The sequence below is a fragment of the Streptomyces sp. ATexAB-D23 genome, from assembly GCF_000373645.1.
GTDB lineage: Bacteria > Actinomycetota > Actinomycetes > Streptomycetales > Streptomycetaceae > Streptomyces > Streptomyces castrisilvae.
Window position 1 is genome coordinate 1 of the sequence record NZ_KB892072.1, and the last position, 2,337, is coordinate 2,337.

Sequence of the window (2,337 nt, forward strand, 5' to 3'; positions counted from 1 at the left end):
CCCCGGCCCGCCGCTCGTCGTCCGGGAAGCGTGTGCGGGGCCGGTGACGCGCAAACGGCGCCGCACCCTGGGGTGGCGGCGCCGTGGCGTCGGGAAGAGCTCTGGAGGGCTGCTCAGGCGCTTTGCGCGAGGTTGGCGACCTGAGCGGCGAAGCGGGTCCGGCGCTGCTCGGTGAAGTCCTCTGCAGGCGTCGTGTTGATCTCGGGGACCGCCATCGCGGTACGGGCGACCCGGCCGCCGGTCAGGACGGGGTGGATCTGGTAGTAGCCGCGGCGCAGGAGCCAGGCCAGGCCGGCCTCCCGCAGCTCCTTGAAGCCGCGGTTCACCGCAGGCTTCCCGGCTCCGAGCTCGGCGGCCATCTCGGCCTGGCTGATGCCGACGGCACCGTTGTCCGGGTCCTGGAGGGCCAGGAGGACATCGAGCACACGCCGGGCAGTCAGTGAGATGTCCACGAGGGCGAGCATCCGCAGAGCGTCGCGGGTGAGCGTGATCGGCTCGTCGGACGGGGGGCCAGGTACGTAAGTGGTGCTCACGAGGGCCTCCTGATCGGTGTCGTCTGCCTCTGAGGATATGCCCGGCCGCGTCACGCGCTCACCTGACGGAACGCCTGGCGCCGGCGTGGCAGCGCCACGACCTTCTCGCGACGGCGGGCCGCCTCGGCTTCCTTCTTCACCTTCGCCCGCTCCGCGCGCCACTCGGCGGGGTAGTCCGGCGCCGGGATGACGCAGGCCGGACCGTGCGCGGCGTTCCATTCCTTCTGCCACTCCTCCTGCTCGGCGGAGGTGCCGGCCACCGTCAGCCACGGGTTCAGCTGGAGAACGCCGGGCTTCGCGGTGCGCATCCAGCCGATGTGGTGGAAGAACTGCGACGGCTCGCTGACCGAGGCCGCGGACAGGCTGCACAGCTGCTGGAGTTCGCGCTGGTTGATCCGGACGTACCCGCGCGGCGCCTTCGTCCGGTCCACACCGTGGTAGCCCGGGTCCTGTGCGGCCACGAGCTTGCACCACACCTGGAACCAACTGCCCGGCATCTTCATGCTGCCCAGCACGTCCATCAGCAGCCGGGCGTCCAAGACGTACCCCTTCAGCTGCGCGCTGACCGCGAACTCACGGCCCTTGATCTTCTCGACACTGACGACCATGCCGCCCTTGCCGTCAGACCGGGCGACAACGCGCTGGCCGGGCCGAACGATCGGCAGCTGCTCCATCAGAGGGTCCTCCAGGAAGATCATCGAGCGTTGGCCGAACGGTACCACTAGGGGAACCGTCTTGTTTCAGAGGGCTAGAACAAACCCCGCCCCGATCGGGTCGCTGCGCCCCGGCGACTCGCCCGAGGTTTGTTCTAGATCTCCAGAACAAACCCGACCCCCTTTGTTCTGGAGATCTAGAACACGCCGTTTGGCGTTTGCCCAGGTCAGAGCGATTTTCGGGCGCGGGCGCTCTTAGGTGTTTGTAGTACGCCAACCCACCCCAAGCTGAGCCCGTCGGCACATCGGTCACAGGCGGCCAGCGGCAGGCAGGCCGGGCGTGTCGTGCGGCACCTCGCGGGTGACCGGTGGGGGCTGAGGCGGCTTCGCGTGCGGCTCCGTGAACGAGGCGCGGACCGTAGGCGGCAACAGCGGATCTGAGTCTCGGGTGGTACCGGCCGCGACGATCAAAACCATGGAAGCGTGGCTGGTCCCGGTGGACGGTTCCGCCACCCGGCCCTGGGGGGCCGAATGGCTCCGGTACCTCCGCACGCCGAATTCAAGCTGTCCCATATCGGGCTTCCGTTCGGTGGCTGAGCAATTCGAGGCAGCGCAATTTTGAATCCCACCGGTCGTTATTGGGCCGGGGTAGGGGTGGCGCGGCTGAAGCCCAAACCCTACACAGTGCGTTGCCGTGATGCATCACCCTCGCCGTGGGTTCGCCCACTTGGGTAATGCGTCGCCGGATTCCGCCCCCATCGTTGCGGGTTGGCGTGTATGCTGGCGGGGTATTGGTGAGCTTGACCGTGCGGGTCTGAGGGTGGAGGGGTGGTCAGGGTGGAGCGCAGTGGAACCCGTCACTGCGGTGGGGCCGGCACTCGCTCCGGCCGATGGTCCGTCACGCTCGTTACAGGGGTGGTGGCCGGGATTCCCAAGCCCTACACAGGTCCGCGCGTGATGCACCTCCCCTCTCGCCAGCTCCGGCGACCGCGCTTGCGCGGGTGCCCCTAATTCGCGCTTGCGCGAATTACCTTCAGTTATAAATTCCGCTTGCGGAATTCAATTCCGGCGCAAGCGCCGGAATGCGAATTGCGCTTGCGCAATTCGGCGCTCTATGACCCGGCTTGCCGGGTCATATCCCGCTCCGCGGG

At 67.8% G+C, this 2,337-nt stretch carries 2 protein-coding genes; both read right to left on the minus strand.

Features of this window, described 5'->3' with window-relative positions; genetic code table 11:
• Positions 1–113: 113 nt before the first annotated feature.
• Complete coding sequence (locus B082_RS0132665) at positions 114–533, minus strand: helix-turn-helix domain-containing protein (protein ID WP_018555992.1); 420 nt, start codon at positions 531–533, stop codon at positions 114–116.
• A gap of 50 nt (positions 534–583) precedes the next feature.
• Positions 584–1,207, minus strand: coding sequence for a hypothetical protein (locus tag B082_RS0132670; protein ID WP_026250424.1), 624 nt, complete (start codon positions 1,205–1,207; stop codon positions 584–586).
• Positions 1,208–2,337: the final 1,130 nt, after the last annotated feature.

Excerpts from the sequence above, each read along its gene's own strand:
- B082_RS0132670 (WP_026250424.1), bottom strand. The coding sequence starts at position 1,207 with ATGGAGCAGCTGCCGATCGTTCGGCCCGGCCAGCGCGTTGTCGCCCGG.